The sequence below is a fragment of the Rhodococcus sp. IEGM 1370 genome (assembly GCF_033142325.1).
Taxonomy (GTDB): Bacteria; Actinomycetota; Actinomycetes; order Mycobacteriales; family Mycobacteriaceae; genus Rhodococcoides.
This window is the reverse complement of the sequence record NZ_JAWLRY010000001.1, coordinates 59,064-77,417: the sequence shown is the minus strand read 5'-3', so window position 1 is coordinate 77,417 and position 18,354 is coordinate 59,064. Positions and strand designations below refer to the sequence as shown.

At 66.4% G+C, this 18,354-nt stretch carries 18 protein-coding genes, 1 pseudogene and 1 riboswitch; of the genes and pseudogenes, 12 read left to right on the top strand and 7 right to left on the bottom strand.

Annotated elements, in window-relative coordinates; genetic code table 11:
• Positions 1-22: 22 nt before the first annotated feature.
• Positions 23-187, top strand: a complete 165-nt coding sequence (locus R4P47_RS00390; RefSeq protein WP_231893860.1) for a hypothetical protein — start codon at positions 23-25, stop codon at positions 185-187.
• Here R4P47_RS00390 and R4P47_RS00385 read toward each other — a convergent pair.
• The 3 genes from R4P47_RS00385 to R4P47_RS00375 are packed head-to-tail and all read right to left on the bottom strand — an operon-like array spanning position 156 to position 4,415.
• Positions 156-707 (bottom strand): phosphatase PAP2 family protein, encoded by a 552-nt coding sequence (locus tag R4P47_RS00385; protein WP_269594819.1) that lies wholly within the window; start codon positions 705-707, stop codon positions 156-158. The two genes, R4P47_RS00390 and R4P47_RS00385, sit on opposite strands and share 32 nt — an antisense overlap.
• Positions 697-3,426: a sacsin N-terminal ATP-binding-like domain-containing protein gene (locus R4P47_RS00380; protein ID WP_269594864.1), complete on the bottom strand. Its 2,730-nt coding sequence runs from the start codon at positions 3,424-3,426 to the stop codon at positions 697-699. The genes R4P47_RS00385 and R4P47_RS00380 overlap by 11 nt, the downstream gene beginning before the upstream one ends.
• On the bottom strand, positions 3,423-4,415 hold the full coding sequence (locus tag R4P47_RS00375) for a DUF3027 domain-containing protein (RefSeq protein WP_269594818.1): 993 nt from the start codon (positions 4,413-4,415) through the stop codon (positions 3,423-3,425). Before R4P47_RS00375 ends, R4P47_RS00380 begins: the two co-directional genes overlap by 4 nt.
• Before the next feature lie 41 nt (positions 4,416-4,456).
• Between R4P47_RS00375 and R4P47_RS00370 the strand changes: the two genes are divergently transcribed.
• Genes R4P47_RS00370 through R4P47_RS00360 form a run of 3 tightly spaced genes read left to right on the top strand, consistent with a single transcriptional unit; the run spans position 4,457 to position 7,591 of the window.
• A complete protein-coding gene (locus R4P47_RS00370; protein WP_411567276.1) occupies positions 4,457-5,287 on the top strand; it encodes a glutaminyl-peptide cyclotransferase in 831 nt (276 codons plus the stop codon).
• Between the two features lie 4 nt (positions 5,288-5,291).
• The gene (locus tag R4P47_RS00365; RefSeq protein WP_269594816.1) at positions 5,292-7,082 is read left to right on the top strand and encodes an MFS transporter; all 1,791 of its coding nucleotides are present in this window, start codon (positions 5,292-5,294) and stop codon (positions 7,080-7,082) included.
• Positions 7,079-7,591: a DUF2771 domain-containing protein gene (locus R4P47_RS00360; protein WP_317783865.1), complete on the top strand. Its 513-nt coding sequence runs from the start codon at positions 7,079-7,081 to the stop codon at positions 7,589-7,591. The genes R4P47_RS00365 and R4P47_RS00360 overlap by 4 nt, the downstream gene beginning before the upstream one ends.
• Positions 7,592-7,604: 13 nt before the next feature.
• Here the strand turns inward: R4P47_RS00360 and R4P47_RS00355 are convergent, their stop codons facing one another.
• Entirely contained in the window at positions 7,605-8,021 is a 417-nt protein-coding gene (locus R4P47_RS00355; protein WP_269594863.1) for a cold-shock protein, read from the bottom strand.
• A gap of 197 nt (positions 8,022-8,218) precedes the next feature.
• Here R4P47_RS00355 and R4P47_RS00350 point away from each other — a divergent pair, with 197 nt between their 5' ends.
• From R4P47_RS00350 to R4P47_RS00340, 3 genes are all read left to right on the top strand, one after another.
• Positions 8,219-8,437 carry a hypothetical protein gene (locus R4P47_RS00350; RefSeq protein WP_082898830.1) on the top strand — a complete coding sequence of 73 codons (219 nt, stop codon included), beginning with the start codon at positions 8,219-8,221 and terminating at the stop codon, positions 8,435-8,437.
• Positions 8,438-8,439: 2 nt separating this feature from the next.
• A complete protein-coding gene (locus tag R4P47_RS00345) occupies positions 8,440-8,814 on the top strand; it encodes a YccF domain-containing protein (protein WP_037187421.1) in 375 nt (124 codons plus the stop codon).
• 272 nt (positions 8,815-9,086) lie between these two features.
• A riboswitch (cyclic di-AMP (ydaO/yuaA leader) is annotated at positions 9,087-9,291 on the top strand.
• Positions 9,292-9,299: 8 nt separating this feature from the next.
• Positions 9,300-9,911: a resuscitation-promoting factor Rpf1 domain-containing protein gene (locus R4P47_RS00340; RefSeq protein WP_149405030.1), complete on the top strand. Its 612-nt coding sequence runs from the start codon at positions 9,300-9,302 to the stop codon at positions 9,909-9,911.
• A gap of 79 nt (positions 9,912-9,990) precedes the next feature.
• Here R4P47_RS00340 and R4P47_RS00335 read toward each other — a convergent pair whose 3' ends face one another.
• On the bottom strand, positions 9,991-10,179 hold the full coding sequence (locus R4P47_RS00335) for a hypothetical protein (RefSeq protein ID WP_008719333.1): 189 nt from the start codon (positions 10,177-10,179) through the stop codon (positions 9,991-9,993).
• Positions 10,180-10,240: 61 nt separating this feature from the next.
• On the opposite strand from R4P47_RS00335, the gene R4P47_RS00330 reads away from it, so the two are divergent.
• The 3 genes from R4P47_RS00330 to R4P47_RS00320 all read left to right on the top strand — a co-directional run bounded on the left by R4P47_RS00330 (position 10,241) and on the right by R4P47_RS00320 (position 14,984).
• Complete coding sequence (locus R4P47_RS00330) at positions 10,241-12,532, top strand: helicase-associated domain-containing protein (RefSeq protein ID WP_269594814.1); 2,292 nt, start codon at positions 10,241-10,243, stop codon at positions 12,530-12,532.
• An 88-nt stretch (positions 12,533-12,620) separates the two neighbouring features.
• Positions 12,621-14,276: a DNA repair helicase XPB gene (locus R4P47_RS00325; RefSeq protein WP_094639782.1), complete on the top strand. Its 1,656-nt coding sequence runs from the start codon at positions 12,621-12,623 to the stop codon at positions 14,274-14,276.
• A gap of 39 nt (positions 14,277-14,315) precedes the next feature.
• Positions 14,316-14,984 carry a DUF3239 domain-containing protein gene (locus tag R4P47_RS00320; RefSeq protein ID WP_269594813.1) on the top strand — a complete coding sequence of 223 codons (669 nt, stop codon included), beginning with the start codon at positions 14,316-14,318 and terminating at the stop codon, positions 14,982-14,984.
• 16 nt (positions 14,985-15,000) lie between these two features.
• Here R4P47_RS00320 and R4P47_RS00315 read toward each other — a convergent pair whose 3' ends face one another.
• Positions 15,001-15,987, bottom strand: a complete 987-nt coding sequence (locus tag R4P47_RS00315; RefSeq protein ID WP_269594812.1) for an LLM class F420-dependent oxidoreductase — start codon at positions 15,985-15,987, stop codon at positions 15,001-15,003.
• 62 nt (positions 15,988-16,049) lie between these two features.
• On the opposite strand from R4P47_RS00315, the gene R4P47_RS00310 reads away from it, so the two are divergent.
• A complete protein-coding gene (locus R4P47_RS00310; protein ID WP_269594811.1) occupies positions 16,050-17,222 on the top strand; it encodes a pyridoxal phosphate-dependent aminotransferase in 1,173 nt (390 codons plus the stop codon).
• Positions 17,219-18,244, top strand: a complete 1,026-nt coding sequence (locus R4P47_RS00305; protein WP_094639371.1) for an AraC family transcriptional regulator — start codon at positions 17,219-17,221, stop codon at positions 18,242-18,244. The genes R4P47_RS00310 and R4P47_RS00305 overlap by 4 nt, the downstream gene beginning before the upstream one ends.
• Here R4P47_RS00305 and R4P47_RS00300 read toward each other — a convergent pair.
• Positions 18,237-18,323, bottom strand: a pseudogene (locus tag R4P47_RS00300) (VOC family protein); the annotation flags it as partial. The gene R4P47_RS00305 and the pseudogene R4P47_RS00300 sit on opposite strands and share 8 nt — an antisense overlap.
• Positions 18,324-18,354: the final 31 nt, after the last annotated feature.

The following is an 18,354-nucleotide window of genomic DNA, read 5'->3' as shown; positions in this document are numbered from 1 at the left end:
TTATGTCAGATAAAACAACCTCTTGATCCACGAAAGCCAGGCCATGAAGCTCGTCTCTCAGTACCGCACTCGCCGCAACCACGTCCGCTCGCTCCGCGCCCTCTACGCACGCGCCAACGCTGTCTCCAGCCCGGCCATGCGCGACGAGCTGCTCGTCATCGCACAGCGCTCGGATTTCTCGCGCTGATCAGCCTGACGGCATAGATCCAACCCAGCCCCCACAGGGCACCGAACACCCAGCCGGCCAGCACGTCCGTGGTCCAGTGCGCACCCAGGTAGATCCGAGAGAATCCGATCAGCAGGGACGCGACCACGGGTAACACGAGCAGTACCGGCCGATGCAGCCACGGCGTGGACGATCGCAGCATCAGCGCGATCGCCACCGTGGCAAGCACCATCGACATCATCGCGTGGCCCGACGGAAACGAATGGCTCGCAATGTCCACCAGCCGCTCCGGAAGCGGTGGACGCTCCCGCGCGAACGCGAACTTCAGCGCATTCATCAGACCCCATCCGGTCAGCATCGCGCCTGCGATCACGACGGCATCCGATCTGCGTCCGACGCGAAGCAACGCAACGACGCCCACCGCGGACAGCAGAAACATCGACACCGTGTTGCCGAGCGTGGTGATGATCCAGAACATCGTCGTGACCCACCCGACCCGATGCTCGACCATCCAGTCCAGGATCACACCGTCAAACCCCACGAGGTCGCTCCCAACTCTCCGTGCAGTGCACCGTTCCGTCGGCGGTCACCCACCACGGGAGTGTCCGCTCGCCGCTCACGTCACCGGACAGCCGCACCACGAGTTCGCGATGCACCACCACCCCGCCGGACGGCAGCGGCAATCCCATGACCGCACAGGCCAACACGGCTCCGGGTTCACGATCCCAAGAGCTGACCCGTCCCACTCCCAGCACTTCTCCGCTGATCGCCTCCGACGCCGACCTGATGTCGAGAACGTCGGCCAGTGCCGCAGCGGTAGCCATGTCCGAGAGCACGGCGACCTCCGGTGGTACCACGCTCACCAGCCACGGGGCGTCGATCACCAGCGCATCCGACGCGTCCACGACTGCGCCGCCGAGCGTGCGCACACGATCCGGGGGATCGATGTCCGAGACCTCGAAGCGCCGCTCCACCACAGCGGTGGCGATGAGCGTGTGGGTTCGCGCGATCACCGCAGGGGTCGGACTCCGCTGTGGATCCGACAGCGCTGCCAGCAGCACGCGAGCAGTATCGGCGCTCTCGCAGATCGACGCACTGAGCACCGCCTGCAGTTCGTCGGCACGCGGATGATTCAGCGGATCGAGCAACCCGGCGAACGTCTCGTCCGACGGTGCCCGAAAGTTGACCGGACGCGAACCATGCACTCGCGCATGGCGTCCGATCCACCACGCGGTGTAACCGTCCCGATCGGCCAGTGCCGCACGGGTGCTCGGGTCGTCCAACAGTACGGTCAGCGCCTCGGACCAGCCGTCCGATCGAACGAGGTCGAGATCGCGAACCGCGAGGAGTGATTCCGGCTCCTCGGACAGCCCCGACCACCATGCGGACTCGTCGTCGAGATCGTGATCCGGCCCGGTCGGTAGCTCGTCACGCACCACCGAGAACCCCCACCCGACGCCCACTGCTCGCAGCGCCCGCTCACCGAACCTGGCCACCACCGCAGGCGCGAGCACACCGAACGGCGAATCCTGTATCAGCAGATCCGCCAACGGCGCTCCGGGAAGCAACAATTCGTCGGCGCTGCGCAATTCACCCTCGTCGTCTTCGAGGGGCAGACCGCCGAGCCAACCGGGTAGTTCGCCCGCCTCTCCCGCCAGCGCGAGCACAGCGGAGACCAGACCGTCGACCTCCTCGCTCTCGTCCCAGTCGAGATCGTCCAGCGCAGCCTCGAGCGCCGGGTCGGTGAGCAGCTCGGTCGCAGTCGCCTCGCGGGCACCCAGACGCGACAGCAGCGGACTCACCGCTTCCGGATGCACCAACCTGACCCAGGTGACCGCAGCCGAGGCGTCGGAGCCGATCACCGTCGTCCGCGGGCCGGTCACCGTGCGACCGTCCGCGAGCGGAACAGGCAGCGCCGCAAGCTCTTCCGCAGCCACACCGTCGACCACGAGTGGGGTCAACGCGTCGAACAGTCGCCGCCACCAACTCGGCTCGCGATCGAGCCCACCGACCATCTCCGCCAGCCTCGCCAACCCGATCCGGTGCACACCCACTGCCGCGAGCGCCGACGCATGTCGTGCACCCGACAGTGATGCGTCGACCAGATCGGGTACGACACCTGTCAGCACCTCGGTGAGTTCCTCGGTGGCGTCCGCGACGACGTTCGCCCGCTCGGGCACCAGATCGCGTCCGTCCACACCGGGAAGCCATGGTGCGCAGGACAATCGACGGAAGACGAGTTCACGTAGTGCGCCGTCGACCTCACTGCGGGCGAATCCGACCTCGGGCACGAACGACACCCTGGATGCGGCAGGCAGCGAGGCCACGAAGTCCACGTACCCGTGCGCTACCGCGTCGAACGAGACACCCGGCAGCACGCGTCGCCGATCGGGTTGCATCGGTACATCGGCAATGACCAACGCGGGCAACGACAGTAGCTCGTCCGAACGAGTCGGAGCGCGCAACACATCGGGCGGAGCGGGAACGGGCAGACCGTCGACAACCGGAGCGAGCCAGCGGGCGGCCGGGGTGGCGAACTGCCGCCAGGTTCGCGGACCGATCGTGATCTCGGACGAATGGTCGTCCAATTCGATTCTGCTGCAGTCGATCACGACGCCGTCGATCTCGATGGAGTCCAACGCCTCCAGTTCGAGCAGCAGGTCGACGGCCTCGTCTGCTAATCCTGACGCGAACGAATCCGCCGCCACATCGGCTCGCAACGTCAACACGATCTCGGTGTCGAAGCCGTCGGCCGGCGAATCTGCGACAGGCCATGCGAGCCGCAGCACCGGCACGCCGGTGTCGGGTGTGAGCATGCCTCGCTCGCGCAGCGCCTCGAATGTGCGCCGCGCGCTGAACGCCACGCCGCCGCCACGGGAGCGCAGCTCGATCTCGTCGGACACCGAACGCACTGCGGTGAACCCGACCCCGAACTGTCCGACGCCCGGGTCCGTCGAGCCCTTGGCCGAGGCCCGCAGCGCCGTGAGGGCATGGACACCCGAGACATCGAGCGCTGCACCGGTATTGGCGACATGCAGAGCACCGAACTCATCGGTCCATACGGCCAGCCGACCCGGGACGCCGGCGCGCTGCGCGGCGTCCGCCGCGTTCTGCGCGAGCTCGGTCAACAGACGATCGCGATAACCCCCGCGCACCAGATCGGACTCGGACGCCGAATCCTCCCGAAGCCGAGTGGGAGAAGAGCCCCACGCCGCGAGAATCGACTCCCGCAGCGACTCGGTGTCGAACGGATCGATCAGCTCGGAGATGCCGAAGCTTCTTCCTGCGCAGCCAGATCGGTGGTACTCGACGCATCGTCGGCGACGGGTTCGGCCTCATCGACCGCAACGACCTCGTCAGCCGACTCTTCGGATGCAGCCTCCTGTGGAGTCAACGACACTTCCGGGGCAGCCTTGTCCGTGTCGGCCTTCTCGACGCCGTCGGTCGTCTCGGCAACAGCAGCAGGCTCGACCGGGGCGACCGGCGAGGCGATGACGTCGAGTGCCGCGTCGTCGTACGGCTCGAATTGCGGCGATCCGGCTCCGGTGGGAAGTTCGGTGTCCGAATGCGCTCCGCAGCCGTACTCGGCGTGCACCACGTGTCCGTCGGCCGCGAATTCGTTGCCGCACACCCCGAATGCGGCGGACATGGACCCGGCGATGGGGAGGTAGAAGCCACACAGCCCGCAGGTCGACGGCGCAGCCTTGGCCATCTCGGTATCGGGGCCGAAGTCGCCGTCGTGCCAACGCTGGGCGGCGTCGAGGCGTCCTTCGAGGCTGATGACCTTGCTTCGGCCGAGGCCGATCTCGCCCGCCACCTCGTCGATGGCGGGGTCACCGGATTCGACGTACCCGGGAACCAGCCGGGGATCGTCCTGGCGCGGAGACAGCAGATCGCCGGGTCCCAGGTCGCCGGGACGGATGCGCTCGTCCCAGGGCACCCAGGTCGGTGCCACGAGAGCGTCGGGGCCCGGGAGCAGAACCAGCTCACTGACCGTGGCGTGATCCGCGTCCGCCGGGGCGGCGACCACCACGGCCCACTGCCATCCGCGGTACCCCTCGAGATCGCTGGCGAACCGGTGCGTGGCCGCACTGGCGTCTTCGGCGGTGACCCCGAGGTACTCGCCGATACCGCCCTCTCCCAGGTCGAGCAGAGCCTGCCGCGCGAGGTCCACGGCATCGGCCAAGACGGGGCGGATGGAATCGAGCTCTGGAGAAGATACGAAACTCACACATTCAGTTTGCCGCATCGACTCGGTGACGCCCAGTTCGGGCTGCCATCATGGGTGCAATGACCGTCCGTGCTCGCACCTACGCTGCCCTCGTGGCCTCGCTGCTGGCCGTGTCCGCCTGTTCGTCGACGACGCAGCCGACCCCGGTGACGTCCGACTCGGTTCCGACACTGACCACCGAGATCCTGCGCGAATACGACCGTGGCAACGACGCCTTCACTCAGGGCTTCGAGATCGACGGCGACGTGCTCTACGAGGGCACCGGATTGGAAGGTTCCTCGTTCGTCAGGCGGACGTCGCTCGAGACCATGACCGAACTCGATCGCGTGGATCTGCCGTCCGACCTGTTCGGCGAAGGCATCACCGTCGACGGCGACACGCTGTGGCAGATCACCTGGCAGGACGGTGTCGCGATCGCCCGAGACCGGGACACTCTGACAGAACGACGCCGAGTGAACTACGAGGGCGAAGGCTGGGGGCTGTGTACGCAGACGCCGGACAACCGCCTCGTCATGAGCGACGGCTCGTCGACCCTCACCTTCCGCGACCCCACGTCGTTCGAGGCCGAGGGCACCGTGAACGTCACACTCGACGGCAATCCGGTGGAGCGCCTCAACGAACTCGAATGCGCCGACGACGGATCGGTGTACGCCAACGTGTGGCAGACGTTCGACATCATGCGCATCGACCCCGAGACCGGCGCGGTGACGGCCGTCATCGACGGCACCCCACTGTGGGATTCGATGTCGGCCTCCCAACGAGGGGGTGCCGACGTGTTCAACGGCATCGCACAGATCCCCGGCACCGACCGGTTTCTCGTGACCGGCAAATACTGGCCCACGATCTTCGAGGTGCAATTCACCGATACCGCGCCGGTAGGACAGAATTGACACCGTGACCGATCCACGTCTCCCCCACACCCCACCGGGTGCGGACGACCCACACCAGGATCACTCCGCGGGCTCCGCTCACGACCCCGAGCAGAACGATGCTCCTGACCGACCCGGTCACTCCGCAGGCCCCACTCCTGAGCCGAACGGTCACTCCGCAGGCTCCGCTCCTGACCCTCTCGAGCACCCCGGTCTGGCCAACTACCCGGCCGCAACTCCTGTGACCGCCCATGTTCCGAGCCGCCGCGAGCCGTTGCCCCCGTTGCACCCGCCGCGTACCGAGCAGATCACCGCGGCACGCGGCAAGGCAGGCGCACGCAAGCCGCCGCCGATGCCCAAGAAGCTGACCGTCACCCGCGTCGCCGCCATGCGTGGACGCGAGCTGACCGGCAAGGGAATAGCATCGTTTCAGCGAGCCGCGAAGGCCGACGGTGCCGACAAGTCCGGCCTGACAGCACTCACGTACGCGACCATGGCGAACTTCGCATCGGATGCCGCGCTGGCGATCGCGTTGGCCAACACGCTCTTCTTCTCCGCCGCCACCGGTGAGGACAAGACCAAGGTCGCGCTGTATCTCGTCATCACCATCGCGCCGTTCGCGTTGATCGCGCCGCTCATCGGTCCGCTGCTGGACCGATTGCAGCAGGGCCGACGCATCGCGCTCGCCACGTCCTTCGGGTTGCGCACCGTGTTGGCGGTGGTGCTGGTGTTCAACTTCGACAGCTGGGTGTTGTATCCGGCCGCGCTCGGCATGCTCGTTCTGAGCAAGTCTTTTGCGGTGCTCAAGAGCGCGGTGACGCCGCGGGTACTGCCGCCGGAGATCGACCTGGTCCGCGTCAACTCACGTCTGACGGTGTTCGGTCTGCTCGGCGGCACCATCGCGGCCGGGGCCATCGCAGGCGGTATCGCGTTCGTCGCCGACTCCCCCGGCGCTCTGTGGTTCGTTGCCGCGATCACCGTGCTCGGCGCATATCTCAGCATGAGGATTCCGTCCTGGGTGGAGATCACCGAGGGTGAAGTGCCCGCAACCTTGAGTTACCACGCCGATCAGCACGGTGATCGCGATTACGCCGGAAGCGGGGCTCCCACAGAGAACCTCCGCCGCACGCCCCCGTCGCCCCCGGCGTCGAGCACCACCAAGAACCGCAGACAGCCCTTGGGCCGGGCGGTCATCGTCGGGCTCTGGGGCAACGGCACCATCCGAATTCTCACCGGCTTCCTGACGCTCTACATCGCGTTCGTCGCCAAATCCCGTACCGAACACGAGCCGCTTCAGCAGGCCGCGATGCTCGGACTCGTCGGAGCCGCCGCCGGTCTCGGCAACTTCTCCGGCAACGCGCTCGGAGCCAGGATCAAGCTCGGCCGGCCGTCCCTTGTGGTTCTTCGCTGCACCCTCGCAGTCACGGTCGTGGCCGTCGTCGCCGCGGTCACCGACAGCCTGCTCACCGCAGCGGTGGCAGCGCTCGTCGCGTCGAGCGCCAGTGCACTCGCCAAGGTCTCCCTCGACGCGTCCCTGCAGGCCGATCTGCCGCCGGAATCGATCGCGTCGGGATTCGGCCGATCGGAAACCGTCATGCAACTGTGCTGGGTCCTCGGCGGCACGCTCGGCGTGCTGCTCCCCACCGAGTACTGGCTCGGTTTCACCGTGGTCTCGGTGTTGCTTACGATCGGGCTCGTGCAGACATTCCTCACCTACCGCGGCAGATCACTTCTGCCCGGCTTCGGCGGCAACCGCCCCGACCACGTCGAACAAGAAGTGTCCGACGGTTCCTTCGGCGAAAACGTGACCAAGTGAATCTCGCTCCCCGCACCAAGAAGATCGCGGCCCTGATCGCCGCAGGTCTGCTCGTCGTCGCCGTTGCGTTCGTCGCGGTACTCGCGCTGCTGATCGGGAACGCGCCGGACAAGGAACCGACCGTCTCCGCCTACGCCAACGGCCGAGCCGTCGACGTGGAGCCGTACCTGTACTGCGCCGTCAGCGACCCGCTGTGCACCAACGTCGGAGAAACCACCGAGATCCAGGTCGGCATGGCCCCGACGGTGCAGCTCTCGCTTCCCGAGGCCGTCTACTCGGCACCGTGGGTGCTCGCCCTGGTCTACGGCGACGACAGCGGAAACGTCGTGGAGGACAGCGCGTTCAACGAACCGGGAACCAGGCTCAGCGTCACGGTGCCCACCACGGACGACAGCGGCCGAACCCTGCTCGGGATCGAAGTGCGTCTGCCCACCGGCATCATCGACACCGACACCAATCAGGAGGGCTTCGTCAGCCACGCCATCTGGTCGATCGGCACGCTGCCGTAGGTCGTTCCCGAGATCAGCTGTCGAGCTCGCGGGCGACGGCCCGGACCACCTCGGAGATGCGCTGCGCGATCTTGCGGTCCGGGTACTTGCCCTTGCGGAGCTCGGGCTGCACCGTCGCTTCGAGCAGCGTGATCATGTCCTCGACCATGCCGTGCAGCTCGTCGGGAGTGTGCTTGCGCTCGACGGGTTCGCGGCGGGTGCTGCCGGAGTTCTGACGCACCGACGGCGCCGGCTCGAGCACCTTCAGGCTCAGGGCCTGCGGTCCGCGACGGCCTGCAGCCATCCCGAACTCGACTCGCTGACCGGCTTTGAGGCCCTCGACGCCCTCGGGCAGCGCCGAGGAACGCACGTAAACGTCCTCGCCTTCCTCCTGCGAGAGGAATCCGAATCCCTTGTCGACGTCGTACCACTTCACCTTGCCGGTCGGCACTGAGCTCACCCGTTCATCTGTTGCTGTGACAGTTGCGTTGTCCGTGGGACCGATGTTCGGCCCGCACAAGTTTCGCGCCCCACGAGGACGTAGGACGCGAATACACCAGTCTAGCGCGGTGAGCCCGGATAGAGCATTCGAGTTGTTCACCGCACTGCGCTCTTCACAGCGTCGCGATTCGCACTACCGTGGTCGATGTGGACACAACGACCCGTAAGAGCAGCACCGCTCTGCTGCGCATCGCGCTGGCTTTGTTCGCGATCGGCCTCGTCGCCATCGTCGCGATCCTGATGTTTCCGATCTTCTCCGACGCGAAGCCCCCACTCGGGCTCTACCTGACGGCCATGTTCTCCGCGCCGACCGGCTTCGTGCTGGCGCTGGGGTACGCGCTGGCATCCGGACGACGGGCGCGTTGACCATGCGGTTGATACTGAACGTCATCTGGCTGGTCTTCGGCGGCCTGTGGTTGGCACTGGGCTACTTCCTCGCCGGGCTGCTGCTGTGCATCCTGATCGTGACCATTCCGTTCGGCATCGCGTCGTTCCGCATCGGCGTCTACGCGCTGTGGCCGTTCGGATCGACGATCGTCGACAAGCCGGGGTCCGGATCCGGTGCGCTCGTCGGAAACGTGCTGTGGCTGATTCTGGCCGGTTGGTGGCTGGCCCTGACCCACGTGGTCACCGCCGTCGCGATGGCGATCACCATCATCGGCATCCCGTTGGCGATCGCGAACCTGAAGATGATCCCCGTATCCCTGATGCCCCTCGGCAAGGACATCGTTGCCGTTCGGTGACCTCCGGAACCGGTTCCCGTCGATGTGACTTCCATCACATCACGCTCCGGTAACGGACAGGCAACGGACAGGGGTTCAATGCCCGGCACGTCCACTAGCTGGGCCGACTCGAGCGACCCGAAAGAGGTACAAAATGTGCTCTCGGCGACGCCCCGAAATCGACAGTTACCAAATAGTGACGTAAGGCGGGAATTTCAGTACGGTCAGCAGCGGCCGGAAAGTTCGGCCGAATTCCGGCCCGCAGCGCCAAACCTCGTCCCGCGGGAACCGGAACACCCTTGACGATCACCCAGGGGACGAGGACGGGGGACCCACGTCCTCCACGGACAACCGGGAAGTTGTAGCGACTCACGAAGCCGCACCGACTTCCCTTGGGGTGAAGCCCAATTGCCCACTCGCAGGAGTGTGTGAGACGGCCGGGCTACCTCTCAGCCCGAACCCGACAGCTGACCTCGCAGGCGCGTGTGGAGAGGATTTCAACTCGTATGAGCGGACGTCATCGCAAGCCGAGCACCACTGGCAAGACCGTCGCAAAGGTCGCAGTCACCGGAGCCATCATGGGCACCGCGAGCATCGCCTTCACCGGCACCGCGAACGCGGCACCGGATTCCGACTGGGACCGCCTGGCACAGTGTGAAGCCGGCGGCAACTGGGGCATCAACACCGGCAACGGCTACCAGGGTGGGTTGCAGTTCTCCCCCAGCACCTGGAACGCGCACGGCGGCCAGCAGTACGCGGCCACGGCCAACCAGGCCAGCCGTGAAGAGCAGATCGCAGTCGCAGAGAAGGTCCTCGACTCGCAGGGCTGGGGCGCATGGCCGTCCTGCTCCTCGAGCCTCGGCCTGAACAGCGCGCCCACCGAGCGCAGTGTTCCGGTCACCCCCAAGGCACCGGAAGTTCCCGCGTTGCCCGACCTGACGTCCATCCCGGCAGTCGACAACTCGGCCGAGGTCGTCGAGGGCATCGTCACCGCCGTCCAGAACCTCACCAACGATCCGCAGATCGCCTCGTTCGTGCAGAACGCGGCTCAGGGCATCCAGCTCGATCCTCAGATCGTGAACTTCTACCAGGCCAACAAGGCATTCCTGCCCCAGTAAGCGCCCGGAGACGGTTCAGCTCGTACGAAAGAAGCCCCCGACGGATTGTCGGGGGCTTCTTCGTGCTCGAGGGCCGCGGCTAGCGATTGACCACGGTCACCGGATGGGCGTAGGGAAGGTCTTCGACGGGCAGCGGGAACTCGGTGTCCTCGCCGAAGGGCGACAAGCCACCCGAGCGAGCGGACGAGAGTTCGGTCACCGCGTGGTCACCGCGAGCGGTTTCCGGCCAGCCTGGATCGACATAGGGCTTCTTCGACTTGTTCACCATGCGCCTATTTTGACACCTGCCCTGCGGCAAGCACCAGCCCAGGTCTCTAATCTGATAGACGATGACCGACACGACTGCGCACCGACACACCGATACGCCCCCGGATCTGCCTCGATGGATCGCAGCTCGCAGCGACGCCGAGCTGATCAGGGCCATGTCGCTGCGTCCGGATCTGACCGCGCCGCCGCCCGCATCCCTTGCCGTACTGGCCGGACGGGCCGAGCAGCGCCGATCGATCCTGCACACCGCGGACACCCTCGACACCCTCGCTCTGACGGTCCTCGAGATCCTCGCCATCGAAGAGGCATACGAGCGACCCGTCACCCGCGCCGCGCTGCTGGCCGTGGTCGCCAAACGCGCACCGGCCAAGAGCGTGGACAAGGCACTGTCCCAGCTGCGCGAACGCCTGCTGGTGTGGGGCGACGCAGCAGGCTTCCGCATCAGCGCCGCAGCGGCGGACGCGGTGCCGTGGCGCATCGGTCGCGCACTCGACCCGGTGGACAACCTCACCGAGGCCCACATCACCGCGGCGCTGGCAGAACTCGGCGACGGCGAACGCGGCCTTCTCGACACCCTCGCCAGATCGTCCCCCACCGGCCGCACCCGCGACGCCGCACCGGGCACGCCGCCGGACCGACCCGTCCAGAAGCTGCTCGCCGCCGGTCTGCTGATCTGGTTGGACGAACAAACCGTCGAGCTGCCCGTCCAAGTGGGCCAGATCCTGCGCGGCGAACCGATGTCGGACCCGCGCTCGCTCGCCGAACCCAAACTCGATACCAACACGTATTCGCTCGCCGACGTCGACGCCGCTGCCGCAGGAGAGGCGCTGGAGCTGGGTCGGCACTGCGTCGCGGTGATCGAGGCACTGTCCGCTTCGCCTGCACCCGCTCTGAAGGCCGGCGGACTGGGAGTACGCGAGCTCCGCAAGATCACCAAGGCCACCGGCCTCGACGACGATCGAGTGAGCGTTCTCGTCGAGTTGCTGGCCGCCGCTCACCTCATCTCGAGCGGAACACCGGACCCGGTTCCTGCGTCCGACAACGGCGACGACTACTGGGCCCCGACACCGGCGGTCGAGGCCTGGCTCACCGCCGCCCCGGCAGCGCGCTGGCACACCCTGGCCTCGGCCTGGCTCGAAGTGCCGCGGGCACCCTGGGTCATCGGAATGCGTGACCCCAACGACAAACCCATCGCCGCCCTGTCCGAGGAAGTCCGCTCTCCGGCCGCACCGCGGGATCGACGCATGATCCTGGAGTTGCTCGCAGAACTCGGCAGCGGACACGCAGCGCAGCCCGCCGACCTCGCCCGCACCCTGGCCTGGCGTCGACCCCGGTGGTCCGGACGCTTCGGCGTCACACCCGTCGGACATGTTCTCGCCGAAGCCACCGCTCTCGGCATCGTCGCCCGCGGGGCGATCTCGACCCCGGGCCGCTCCCTGCTGCACGACGGCAATGCCGAGGCAGACATGCGCGCTGCCCTGCCCGAGCCCATCGACTACGTCCTGGTGCAAGCCGACCTCACGTTGGTGGCACCCGGCCCGCTCGAGCCGGAACTGCAGGATCGAATCGAACTGGTCGCCGACGTGGAATCCGCGGGCGCGGCCACGATGTACCGGATCAGCGACACCAGCCTGCGCCGCGCTCTCGATGTGGGACTGACCGCCTCCGAGCTGCACACGTTGTTCGCCACCCACTCGAGAACGCCGGTTCCGCAGGCCCTGACCTACCTGATCGACGACGTGGCTCGACGGCACGGCCGCCTACGCGCAGGCGTCGCGGCGTCGTTCGTCAGGTGCGAGGACCCGGCACTGCTGGCCGAGGTGATGGCGTCCCCGGCAGCCGAATCGCTGGCCCTGCGAGCGCTGGCTCCGACCGTCGCGATCTCACAGGCCCCGCTCGCCGAAGTACTGACGGTGCTGAGCGGAGCAGGATTCGCGCCTGCGGGCGAGGACTCGTCCGGCACCATCGTCGATCTGCGTGCCCGCGGGTCGAGGGTGTCGGCGCGGCGGCCACGCCAGGCGTTCCGCACTCCGGCCGTCCCCACCGAGGAACAGCTGGGTTCGTTGGTACGCGGGATGCGCGCTGCCGACAGAGCGGCAGGCAACGGCGGCGCCGTGGTGCGCGCCGACGGGTCTCGGGCCAGCAGCACCGCGACGATGACGCTGCTGCAGACCGCGGCGAAGGTCAAACGGAGCGTGAGCATCGGCTACGTCGACGCCCAGGGCGTGGCAACCCATCGCATCGTCGATCCGATCAGCATCGGCGGTGGCCAACTCGACGCGTTCGACCCCGCCACCGGTGGGGTTCGGCGCTTCACCCTGCATCGGATCACCTCGGTCGCATTGGTCGAGTAGACCGGGCTCACGTGCACGCACGCCCCTACCTGTGGACAATGGAGAAGTTGCGCTCTTTCGGGCGCAGCAGATGTCTCTAGGAGGAACCGTGACCGACGGCCCGCTGATCGTCCAGTCCGACAAAACGCTGTTGCTCGAGGTCGATCACGAACTCGCGGGTGCAGCGCGGGCGGCCATCGCACCGTTCGCGGAGCTCGAACGTGCCCCCGAGCACGTGCACACCTATCGCATCACCCCGCTGGCACTGTGGAACGCCCGTGCCGCGGGCCACGACGCCGAACAGGTGGTCGACGCGCTGGTGAATTTCTCGCGTTACGCGGTGCCGCAGCCGTTGCTGGTCGACATCGTCGACACGATGGCGCGCTACGGCCGGTTGCAGTTGGTCAAGAGCCCGGTGCACGGCCTGGTGCTGATCAGCCTGGACCGCGCGGTGCTCACAGAGGTGATGCGCCACAAGAAGATTGCGCCCATGCTGGGCGCGATGGTCGACGAGGACACGGTGATCGTGCATCCGAGCGAGCGCGGCCACGTGAAGCAGATGTTGCTCAAGATCGGCTGGCCTGCCGAGGACCTCGCCGGCTACGTCGACGGCGAAGCTCACCCCATCGAGCTCGACACCGAGGGCGGCAACTGGACACTGCGCGACTACCAGGAGATGGCGGCCGATTCGTTCTGGGCCGGCGGCTCGGGAGTCGTCGTACTGCCCTGTGGCGCAGGCAAGACGATGGTAGGCGCGGCCGCTATGGCCAGAGCCAAGGCCACCACGCTGATTCTGGTCACCAACACCGTCGCCGGTCGCCAGTGGAAGCGCGAACTCATTGCACGCACCTCGCTCACCGAGGAGGAGATCGGCGAGTATTCGGGCGAGCGCAAAGAGATTCGCCCTGTGACAATCGCCACGTACCAGGTGATCACGCGTCGTACCAAGGGTGAGTACAAGCACCTCGAGCTCTTCGATTCCCGCGACTGGGGATTGGTGATCTACGACGAGGTGCATCTGCTCCCCGCGCCGGTGTTCCGCATGACAGCCGATCTGCAGTCGCGTCGACGCCTCGGCCTCACCGCGACGCTCGTCCGCGAGGACGGCCGCGAGGGCGACGTCTTCTCGCTGATCGGGCCCAAGCGCTACGACGCACCGTGGAAGGACATCGAGGCACAGGGCTGGATCGCGCCGGCCGAGTGCATCGAGGTTCGCGTCACCCTCACCGATGCCGAGCGCATGTCGTACGCCGTGGCCGAGCCCGAGGAGCGCTACAAGCTGTGCTCGACGGCGCACACGAAGATCGCCGTCGTGAAATCGATCCTCGCCAAACACCAGGATGCTCCGACGCTGGTCATCGGTGCCTACCTCGACCAGTTGAACGAGCTCGGTGAAGCGCTGAACGCGCCGGTCATTCAGGGCTCGACCAAGAACAAGGAACGTGAAGTGCTGTTCGACGCGTTCCGCAAGGGCGAGATCCAGACGCTCGTGGTGAGCAAGGTGGCGAACTTCTCGATCGACCTTCCGGAAGCCTCTGTGGCAGTCCAGGTTTCGGGAACGTTCGGCTCCAGGCAGGAAGAGGCTCAGCGCCTGGGCCGACTGCTCCGGCCGAAGCACGACGGTGGTCAGGCCCACTTCTACTCGGTGGTCTCCCGCGACACCCTCGACGCCGAGTACGCAGCCCACCGTCAGCGCTTCCTCGCCGAACAGGGCTACGCGTACCGCATCACCGACGCGGACGATCTGCTCGGTCCGGCGATCTGAGACTTCGGGTCGGCTCGGTGCCGTGCTAGGAATACCTGTGTGCGCAAGTTCGAGTTCCCTGTAGACGTAGCCCACGCGAAGTCGGTCAACGAGACGTTCACCGAGCTTCGCCGGTTGCGGGCCTCCGCAGCGCTCACCGCCGTGTTCCTCATCGCACTGGGAGCGTGGTTCATCTGGATCGCCGCCCCGTGGTCGTACATCCTCGGCGCGGTGTTCCTGATCGGCGCGGCCACCTCGGTCTGGGTGATGCTGTGGGCACCCCGAAAGATGGGTTCCATCGAATCGCAATATGCAGCAGGCGATCTGGTGCCGGCGGTGGTGGCCGAGAAGTTACCGGGTGGAGCGATACTGCTGGCCCTGGTCGACATCGCGAAACCGGAGGTGGACGAGCCGCACTACGTGCTGATCACCCGCGTCGTCCGGGCCCTGCCCGGACACGCCGTCGAGCGGGGCGCACAAGTTCCTGCCGTGTCGGTTCTCGCGGACCGTGGCCGAAACACCGGAGGTCGAGCGTGGCAGTTGGCCTCGGTGATGCCCATCGCCTGGGGAACCACCGATCCGGCGGTCATCGCACGCGCCGCCCGGGAGATCACCGAGGGCGAGTGGGCGTTGCTGCACGCCAACATCGGCCTGTCGGAGAAGGTCCGCACGGCCAAGAACCAGCAGTTGCTCATCGACCCGACGGATCTTCCCGACGACCTGCGCTAGAGCCTGCAGCGACCCACTAGGCCAGTGCAGCGATCACTTCCCGCTCGAAGAGTTCGATACCGGAGCGTTCGTAGGCCGCTTCGGGGAAGTAGAAGATGCCGTACGTCATCCCTTGTTCCTGCAGCGCCGTCAGGTTCTCCACGATCTGCTCAGGGGTTCCCACTGCGGGCATGCCGCGGTACGCGTCGAGTGCGCTGTGGGCCTTGTCCGCACCCACGTACTCGGTCAGACGAGCCTCGAGGGCGCGCAGCTTGTCTTCCACCTCGGCCTCGGTCTCCGCGACGACGACGTTGTAGTTCGCCGAGCGGACGATGGCATCGAAGTCGGTACCCACCGCTGCGCAATGCTCGCGCAGCAGAGCGGATTTGGCGGCGAAACCAGTGGGGGTTCCGTCGAAGTTGGTGTAGTTCGCGTACTTCGCGGCGATCTTCAGAGTCACCTTCTCCCCGCCGCCCGCGATCCACAGCGGGATGCCTCCCTCCTGCAACGGCAGGGGCCGCACCACGGCACCGTCGATCTCGTAGTACTTACCGTCCAGGAATACTTCTCCGGCCGTCCATGCTTGTCTGAAGATCTGCACACCCTCGTCGAGCCTGCCCAATCGCTCTCCGGCAGAGGGGAACCCATAGCCGTAGGCGCGGAACTCGTGCTCGTGCCAGCCGCCTCCGATGCCCATCTCGACGCGACCTCCGGAGATGATGTCGACTGTGGCAGCAACTTTGGCGAGGTATGCCGGGTTGCGGTACGACATCGCGGTGCACATCTGGCCGAGCCGGATTCGAGAGGTGGTCGCGGCCAGAGCGGACATCAGCGACCAGGCCTCGTGCGTCGCCTCGTCGGTCGCGGTGGGAACGGTGTGGAAGTGGTCGTAGACCCACAGGGATTCCCACGGACCGGCCTCGGCAGCGAGCGCGTGATCGCGCATCGCACTCCAGTGCTGGGCAGGGTCGATGCCGACGAGATCGAGACGCCACCCCTGTGGCACGAACAATCCGAATCGCATGACAGGCACAGTACAGACGCAGGGCGAAAGACCGGTTCCCGTCTGTGAACTACGCTGCAGGAATGTCCGAGTTGTTCCCCTCGCGCACAGTGGCACGGTTGCGCCCGTTCGCGTCGACGATCTTCGCCGAGATGACCGCACTCGCCGTCGAGAAGAAGGCCGTCAACCTCGGGCAGGGCTTCCCCGACACCGACGGCCCACCAGCCATGCTCGAGACCGCGCGTGAGGCCATCGCGAGCGGCCTCAACCAGTACTCCCCCGGCCCTGGCATGCCGGTGCTGCGGGCGGCCATCGCCGACGACAGGGCGGCCCGATTCGGTCTGCGCTACGACCCCGATTCGCAGATACTCGTCACCGTCGGTGCCACCGAGGCGATCTCGGCGACACTTCTCGGCCTGATCGAGTCAGGTGACGACGTCCTGCTGATCGAACCGTTCTACGACTCCTACGCGGCCGCCATCGCACTCGCCGGTGCTACTCGAACCGCCGTGCCACTGGTGTCCGACGGCAACGGATGGACCGTCGACACCGACGCCCTCGAACGCGCCATCGGGCCCCGCACGCGCATGCTGATCGTCAATTCCCCGCACAACCCCACCGGCACGGTCTTCGACCGGGACACCATGATCCGCATCGCCGACATCGCGGTCACCCACGATCTGCTGGTCCTCACCGACGAGGTCTACGAGCACCTCACCTTCGACGGCACGGTGCACACACCGATCGCGACACTGCCCGGGATGTTCGAGCGCACCGTCACGGTGTCGAGTGCCGCCAAAACCTTCAACGCCACCGGATGGAAGACCGGCTGGGCGCTGGGGCCTGCCGAATTGATCGACGCCGTCCGCGCGGCCAAACAGTTCATGACCTTCGTCGGCGGCACTCCCTTCCAACCGGCCGTCGCCTACGCGCTCGAGCACGAACAGGCGTGGATAGCGCAGATGCGCGACGGCCTGCAACGCAAACGAGACACGCTCTCGGCCGCTCTCGCAGCGACAGGTGCCGATGTGAAGTACAGCGCGGGAACGTATTTCGTCTGTGCCGACATCGCACCGATCGGACGCGGTGACGCCTACGAGTTCTGCCGTTCCCTGCCGGATCTGGTGGGCGTCGCGGCGGTTCCGGTCACGGCGTTCGTCGACGAGCCGGCTCCATGGAAGTCGTTGGTGCGCTTCGCTTTCTGCAAGCAGGACGAGGTTCTCGCCGACGCGGCCGAAAGGCTACGGAAGTTGTGACTGCGCAACCGACGATCCCGGCCTACTTCGTCAGGCAGGCCGTCGACCTCGCGACGAGGAGCGGGGTCGACCTGACCTACCCGCTGTCGATGGCCGGTATCGGATCCACCATCCTCGACAATCCTGCCGAGCGTCTGACCACCCGGCAGGTCACCGCATTCACCCAGGCGGTCTGGACGATGACCGGCGACGAACTGTTCGGTCTCGCTGCAGTACCGGTGCGGCGCGGGAGCTTTCGCGTGGTGTGCCAGACCCTCATACACACCGAGAACCTGCAGGCTGCACTGATTCGGATGTCCGAGACCATGCGGGTACTGATACCGGTACGCCCCATGACGATCGATCGAACCGAAGAATCCACGGTCCTGACGGTGCACGTCACTCCCACCACCCACCTGAGCCCGGAAGGCAACGAACTCGCCGAGCGACTGCTGACCGACTTCCTGCTGATTCTGCTGCACCGATTCGCGGCGTGGCTCATCGGCAACCGGGTCAAGCTTCTGTCGGTGCAACTGCCCTACGCGCTACCGGGCCCCGAGGCGGGAAAGATGTACGACGCCATCTTCGGAACCCACGTGGAGTTCGGAACCGAGCTCGCCACACTGGAATTCGACAGCGCGGTGATGCGGGCACCGATCGTGCAGACCGAGGCGACTTTGGCGGAGTACCTCGCGGAGTCGCCCAATCTGCTGTTCTCGTCCCGAGATTACGACAGCACTGCGTCGAGCCAGGTTCGCCGCGCCCTGGAAACCGGATTCAAAGGTGGCGCACCGGGAACCGACGAAATCGCGGCGATGTTGAACATCAGCCCGCCACACCTGCGACGAATCCTTCGGCAGGAGGGCACCTCCATCAACCAACTGCGAGAAGAAGTGCTGCGCGATGCAGCGATTTCCGGTTTGAGCCGCGGAGACAGCGTCGACGACATCTCGACCAGGTTGGGGTTCTCCGAGCCCAGCGCCTTCCGCCGAGCCTTCAAGCGATGGACCGGCCAGACCCCCGGCTCGTACCGTCTCAGCTGACGCAGAACTCGTTGCCCTCGGGATCGATCATGGTGATCCAGACACTGGGTCCCTGATGCCCTCGATGCAGTACCGACGCGCACTGGAAATGGGAACACACGTTCGATACA